Consider the following 7158-nt stretch of genomic DNA (forward strand, 5'->3'; position numbering starts at 1 on the left):
AGGGGACCCGCGCCTGACCGGGGTTAGGCTCGCTCGGCATATGCGATCGCCCTGGCCCCGAGGCGAGGCTGCGCGGCCCGTGGCTCTTGGCTCGTGGCCCGGGCCCGGGCCCGCAACGCGTCTCCGAACGGGAATCCGGGCCCAACCCGGGACCGGTCGGGGACGTTCCCCGCGCGGTCCGCGCCGGCGAGGGGCCGCACGGGAACGTGTCCGCCGCTTGTGTCAGCCCGCACCGTCCGTCAGGGCGCGGCCCGCGCCGCGGTCGACTTCGGTGCCCCCCTGGCCCTAGCTAGGCCCGAGGCTGCTGCCGATTCGGGAGAGATTCCATGGCCATGGACACCCATCCGGACCCCGCTTCGGAGCCCGCCCTGGAGACCGCCACCGCGCTCGCCAGCGCCGCGGCCAAATCCGCCCGCTCCGACCTGATCGCGGCCGCCGCCGAGACGGCCGCCGGGCGGGGCGAGCCGGGCGGCTTCGTGCGCGACCTGTTCGGGCGGGTGCCGCCCGAGGATCTCGGCCCCTACCCCGCCGAGGCGCTGGCCGACCTCGCCGCCCGCGCCCGCGCGCACCTGGCCGAGCCGCACCGGCCGGGCGAGCCGGCGAGCGTGCGGCTGCACGACGTCACCGTCACCCGGGACGGGCGGCCGCGCGACCTGACCCTCGTCGAGGCCGTCAACGACAACCGGCCCTTCCTGCTCGATTCCTGCCTCGCCGAGATGACCGGCCAGGGACTGGTGCCGCTCCTCGTCGCCCACCCGATCCTCGGGGTCGAGCGCGACGGCGCGGGCGCCCTCCTGCGCGTCGTCGGCGAGACCACCGCGGAGGCGGCCGGCGACCTCGCCCGCGAGAGCCTGATCCAGATCCATCTCGACCGCCTGGAGGGCGAGCCGCGCCGCCGGCTGGAGGCCGGGCTCGCGGCGACCTTCGCCGACGTCGCGGTGGCGGATGCCGACCGGCCCGCCATGCTGGCCCGCCTGGAGGCGCTGGCCGCCTCCTACGGCGAGGGCCCCACGCCGCTGCCCGCGGACGAGATCGACGAGGCCCGCGCCTTCCTGTGGTGGCTGCTCGACGGGCATTTCACGGTGCTGGGCCTGCGCGAGCACGGACTGGAGGAGGACGCGGCCGAGGGGGAGAGCCTCGGCGTGCTGCGCGACCCCGCGCTCGCCGTGCTGCGGCGCGGCCGCGAGCTCGTCGGCCTCAGCCCCGAGATCCGCGCCTTCCTGGCCGAGCCGCAGGCGCTGATCATCTCGAAGGCCAGCGTCAAGTCGCGCGTCCACCGCGCCGCCCATCTCGACTACGTCGGCATCAAGCTGTTCTCGGACTCGGGCGCGCTGGCGGGCGAGCTGCGGGTGGTGGGCCTGTTCACCGCCTCCGCCTACACGGCGCCGGCCCGCGAGGTGCCGGTGCTGCGCCGCAAGGTGGCGGCGGTGGTGGCGCGCGCCGGGCTCGACCCGACGAGCCATGCCGGCCGCGGCCTGATCGCGGTGCTGGAGACCTACCCGCGCGACGACCTCTACCAGATCGACGTGGAGCGCCTGACCCGCTTCGCGCTCGCGATCACGGACCTCGCCGACCGGCCGCGGGTGCGGGTGCTCTCGCGCATCGACCGCTTCGGCCGCTTCGTCTCGCTCCTCGTCTACGTGCCGAAGGACCGCTACGACACCCGCGTGCGCGCCCGCATCGGCGCCTACCTCGCGCAGGCCTACGGGGGCCGCCTCTCGGCCTCCTACGCCGACATGCCGGAGGGGCCGCTCGCCCGGCTCCACGTCGTCGTCGGGCTCTCCGAGGGCGCGCCCGAGCGCGACCCGAGCGTGCTGGAGGCGGGCGTCGGCGCGCTGGTGCGGACCTGGGCGGACGGGCTGCGCGCCGCGCTCGCCGAGGCCCGCGACGGCGCGGAGGCCCGGCGCCTGTTCGGGGCCTACGCGGAGGCCTTCGGGGCGGCCTACCGGGAGAATTTTTCGCCCGAGGTCGCGGTCTCGGACATCGCCATCCTGGAACGGCTCTCCGAGGCCAATCCCCGCGCCGCCGACCTCGGCCGGCGCGAGACCGACCCGGATTCCCAGGTCCGCCTCAAGGTGTTCTCCCGCGGCGCCGCGCTCGCCCTCTCCGACCGGGTGCCGGCCCTGGAGAACATGGGCTTCCGGGTGATCGACGAGCGCACCTACCGGGTCACCGCGCCGGACGGGGCCCGCGTCTGGCTGCACGACATGCTCTTGGAGCGGGCCTCCGGCGCCGCGGTCGATTTCGCCGCGCTCGAGCGCCCGCTGGAGGAGGCGCTGATCGCGGTCGGCGAGGGCCGGGCCGAGTCCGACGCCTACAACCGGCTGGTGCTGGAGGCCGCGCTGCCCTGGCGCGAGGCGGCGCTGCTGCGCGCGCTCGGGCGGTATCTCCGCCAGCTGCGCATCCGCTACGGCCAGGACTACCTCGCGGCGACGCTCAGCCGCCATCCCGAGATCGCGCGCGGCGTCGTCGCCCTGTTCCGCGCCCGCTTCGATCCCGGGCTCGCGGGGGACCGCGAGGCGGCCCAGCGCGCCCTGCGCGAGGAGCTGGAGGCGCGCCTCGCCGCGGTGACGAGCCTCGACGAGGACCGGATCCTGCGCCGCTTCGTCAACCTCGTCGAGGCGGCCGTGCGCACCAACCTCTACCAGGCCGGGCCGGACGGAGCGCCCCGCGAGACGATCAGCTTCAAGTTCGCCTGCGCGGCGGTGGCCAACATGCCGCTGCCCCGGCCCTTCTTCGAGATCTTCGTCTATTCCCCCCGCGTCGAGGGCGTGCACCTGCGCTACGGCTACGTCGCCCGCGGCGGCCTGCGCTGGTCCGACCGGCCGGAGGACTTCCGCACCGAGATCCTGGGGCTGGTGAAGGCCCAGCAGGTGAAGAACGCGGTGATCGTGCCGGTGGGCGCCAAGGGCGGCTTCTTCCCGAAGCGCCTGCCGCCGGCCTCCGACCGGCAAGCCTGGCTGGCGGAAGGCACCGAGAGCTACCGGGTCTTCATCCGGGCGCTCCTGGAACTCACCGACAACATCGTGGACGGGCGGATCGTGCCGCCCGAGAACACCGTGCGGCAGGACCCGGACGACGCCTACCTGGTGGTGGCGGCGGATAAGGGCACCGCGACCTTCTCGGACATCGCCAACGCGCTCTCGATCGCGCGCGGCCACTGGCTCGGCGACGCCTTCGCGTCGGGCGGCAGCCAGGGCTACGACCACAAGGGCATGGGCATCACGGCCCGCGGCGCCTGGGAGGCGGTGCGCCGCCACTTCCGCGAGATGGACGTGGACGTCCAGGCCGATCCGGTGACGGTGGCGGGCGTCGGCGACATGTCGGGCGACGTCTTCGGCAACGGCATGCTGCTCTCGGCAAGCCTCAGGCTGGTGGCGGCCTTCGACCACCGCGACATCTTCCTCGACCCCGATCCGGACCCGGCCGCGAGCTTCTCCGAGCGCCAGCGCCTGTTCGGCCTGCCCCGCTCCTCCTGGGCCGACTACGACCGCGGCCTGATCTCGCGGGGCGGGGGCGTGTTCTCCCGCAGCCTGAAGGCGATCCCGCTCTCCCCGGAGATCCGCCGGGTGCTCGACATCGACCGGGCCGAGGCCGCGCCGGCGGAGGTGATGCAGGCGATCCTGCGCGCGCCCGTCGACCTGCTCTGGTTCGGCGGCATCGGCACCTACGTGCGCGCGGGGGCGGAGACCGACGCGGATGCGGGCGACCGGGCGAACGACGCGGTGCGCATCACCGGCGCGGAGCTGCGCGCGAAGGTCGTCGGCGAGGGCGCCAACCTGGGCCTCACCCAGCGCGGGCGCATCGAGGCGGCGCGCGCGGGCGTGCGGCTCAACACCGACGCGATCGACAACTCGGCGGGCGTGAACACCTCGGACGTCGAGGTGAACATCAAGATCGCCCTGATGACCCCCGAGCGCGACGGGCGCCTGGGGCCCGAGGACCGCAACCGGCTCTTGGCCGCGATGACCGACGAGGTCGCGCGCCTGGTGCTGCGCAACAACGCATTGCAGACGCTCGCCCTCTCGCTCGCCGAGCGGCGGGGCGCGGGCGAGGCGGCCTTCGCCGCCCGCACCATGCAGGTGCTGGAGGCGGAGGGGCGCCTCGACCGCGCGGTCGAGTTCCTGCCCGACGACGCGACGCTGGCCGAGCGCCTGCGCCGGGGCGAGGGCCTGACCCGGCCCGAATATGCGGTGCTGCTCGCCTACGCCAAGCTCGCCCTCTACGACGCGCTGCTGGCGGGCCCCGCGGTGAACGACCCCTATTTCGAGCGGGAGCTGCAGCGCTACTTCCCCGGGGCCTTGCGCGAGAAATTCCCCGACGCCGTGAAGGGGCACCGGCTGCGGCGCGAGATCATCGCGACGGCGCTCTCCAACATCATCGTCAACCGGGGCGGGATCTCGCTGGTCACGCGGCTCGCCGACGAGGCGGGGGCGGAGCCCGCGGGAATCGCCCGGGCCTACGCGGTGACCCGCGACGCCTTCGGGCTGATGGAGCTGAACGCGGCCATCGACGGGCTGGCCGGCCGCATCCCGGGCGCGGCCCAGCTCGACCTCTACGCGGCGGTGCAGGACCTGCTCACCGGGCGCATCACGTGGTTCCTGCGCGAGATCGACCTCTCGGGCGGGATCGCTCCGGTGGTGGCGCGCTACCGCGACGGGGTGAGCGCGCTGGTCGCAGCCCTCCCCGCGGTGCTCGACGCGGAGGCCCGCGCGGCGCTGGAGGCGCGCCGGGCGGAGCTCGCGGGCCTCGGCGTCGGCGAGGCCGCCGCGGGCCGGCTCGCGGCGCTCGGCCGGCTCACGGCCGCGCCCGACATCGTGCGGGTCGCCGAGACCAGCGGGCGGCCGGTGGCGGAGATCGCCGCGACGCATTTCGCCCTGGAGCGGGCGTTCCGCCTGGGCGACCTCGCCGCGGAGGCCAGGGCGGCGCCGGTCTCCGACACCTTCGACCGGGTCGCGCTGGAGCGGGCGGTGGCGGGCATCGCCCGCGCCCACCGGGCGCTGACCGCCGAGGTGGTGGGCGACGGCGGCTCAGGCCCGGAGGCGGTCGAGGCCTGGATCGCGGCCCGGGGCCCCGGCCTCGCCCGCATCCGCGAGGCGGTCTCCGGCATCGCCGCCTCGGGGCTCACGGTGGCGAAGGCGAGCGTCGCGGCCGGGCTGCTCGGCGACCTCGCGCGGACCTGAGCCGGCAGGTCCCGGATTCCAAAGGTCGAGACCTTTGGCGGGTGCAGGGCGGAGCCCTGCCGTCGGCTCCCTCGCCCTGGCAGAGCCAGGACGAGGGAGCCGAATCCCGGGGCTGCGCGCCCCGGCCCCCCGCCCAAGGGTGTGACACCCTTGGGGATCCCCGGATTCAGGTGGCCTGCGGCAGGGCCGCGCCGGCGCGCCCGCGCAGGGCCGCGAGCGTGAGCGCGAGGCCCAGGAGCGCCACCGCGGCCGCGACGAGCGGCAGGGCGCGGTAGCCCGCCCCCAGCGTCAGCGCCGTGCCGCCGAGCCACGCGCCCAGCGCGTTGCCCAGGTTGAACGCGCCCTGGTTCAGGGTCGAGGCGAGGTTCGGGGCCTCGCGCGCCGCCTCCACCACCCAGACCTGCAGCGGCGAGACCAGCGCGAAGGCGAGCCCGCTCCACAGCACCAGCAGGGCCACCGCCGGCACCTTGTGGGGCCCGAGGGCCGCGAGCAGGGCCAGCGCGGCGGCCACGCCCAGGAAGCCGCCCAGCACCGTCGCCGGCAGGTTGCGGTCGGCCAGCCGCCCGCCCGCGAGGTTGCCGAGGGTGAGCCCGATCCCGGTGGCGAACAGCACCCCCGTCACCGCCCCGGGGCTGAAGCCCGAGACCCCCGTGAGGAAGGGCGTGATGTAGGTGAACAGGACGAACAGGCTCACGGAGGCCAGCATCGAGACCAGCATCGGCACGACGACCGGCCAGCGGGTCAGCGCCCGGAACTCGCGCAGGATGCCGCCGCGCTGCCCCGGCAGCCCGCCCGGCACGAAGGCCTGGATGGCGGCGAGCGCCGCCACCCCGATGCCGACCACCGCCCAGAAGGTGGCGCGCCAGCCGAGCGCTTGGCCGAGCGCCGTGCCGAAGGGCACGCCCAGCACGTTGGCGAGCGTCAGCCCGGCGAACATCAGCGAGACCGCCTGGGTGCGCCGCTCCCGGGGCACGAGGTCGCGCGCCACCACCGCGCCGATGCCGAAGAAGGCCCCGTGCGCGAAGGCGGTGGCGATCCGCGCCAGCATCAGCAGGCCGTAGGAGGGGGCGAGCGCGCAGGCGAGGTTGCCTGCGAGGAAGGTCAGCATCAGCGCGAGCAGCGCGGCCTTGCGCGGCAGGCCCGCGGTGGCCACCGCCACGATCGGGGCGCCGACCACCACGCCGAGCGCGTAGGCCGAGACGAGGTGGCCCGCCTGCGGGATGCCGACGCCGAGATCGCCCGCCACCTCGGGCAGAAGGCCCATGATGACGAACTCGGTGGTGCCGATGCCGAAGGCGGCGGCGGCGAGCGCCAGGATGGGGCGGGCGGCCGAGCGGCCGGCGACTGGGGAAGCGGCCGGGGAAGAAGCCATGCGGGGCATCCGGGTGAACCCGCGCGGGGCGGGTTTTGCAGTGCGGGATGCACAGAGCATGGCGACCTGCGCGCCGCGTGCCACCGCCCGCGGCGGGATGCGGACCTGCGCGACGGACAGGGCTGACGGCAGGGGGACGGCAGGGGGACGGATCGACGCCGGTGCGGCCCGGCGCGATCAGAGGCGGCGCGCGCCCCTCGGCCCCGGGCTCATCGCGCCGAGGAGAACGGCGCCCAGGATGGCCAGGAGGGCGGCCCGATCGGACATCGGATCGCCGCTCCTTCCGCGCCCTCCGGAACCGCTACTCGGCGGCCTCGGCCTTGCGGCGGCGGCCGCGGGCCGGCTTCTCGGCGGCCAGCTCCTCGGGCGGTAGGGCGGGTTCCGGCTCGGCCTCGACCGCGGCGACCACCCCGCGCGACTTGCGGCGCTGCTGGCCGAGACCGAGGGCCCGGGCGAGCTCCGAGCGCTGGGCCGAGTAGCTCGGGGCGGTCATCGGGTAGTCCCGCGGCAGGCCCCACTTCTCGCGGTAGGCCTCGGGCGTCAGCCCGCGCAGGGTGAGGTGGCGGCGCAGCGTCTTGTAGGGCTTGCCGTCCTCGAAGCTGA

General features: G+C 75.7%; 3 protein-coding genes. 1 reads left to right on the forward strand and 2 read right to left on the reverse strand.

Features of this window, described 5'->3' with window-relative positions:
• Positions 1-326 precede the first annotated feature (326 nt).
• Positions 327-5183: an NAD-glutamate dehydrogenase gene (locus AX737_RS11510; protein ID WP_238230132.1), complete on the forward strand. Its 4857-nt coding sequence runs from the start codon at positions 327-329 to the stop codon at positions 5181-5183.
• Between the two features lie 166 nt (positions 5184-5349).
• Here the strand turns inward: AX737_RS11510 and AX737_RS11515 are convergent, their stop codons facing one another.
• Both AX737_RS11515 and AX737_RS11520 read right to left on the reverse strand, forming a co-directional pair.
• A complete protein-coding gene (locus AX737_RS11515; protein ID WP_066921443.1) occupies positions 5350-6555 on the reverse strand; it encodes an MFS transporter in 1206 nt (401 codons plus the stop codon).
• A gap of 301 nt (positions 6556-6856) precedes the next feature.
• Positions 6857-7158, reverse strand: a 302-nt coding sequence (locus AX737_RS11520) for a MucR family transcriptional regulator (RefSeq protein WP_197430543.1), incomplete at its 5' end; no start/stop codon positions are given.

This window comes from Methylobacterium sp. CCH5-D2 (assembly GCF_001556475.1).
GTDB lineage: Bacteria > Pseudomonadota > Alphaproteobacteria > Rhizobiales > Beijerinckiaceae > Methylobacterium > Methylobacterium hispanicum.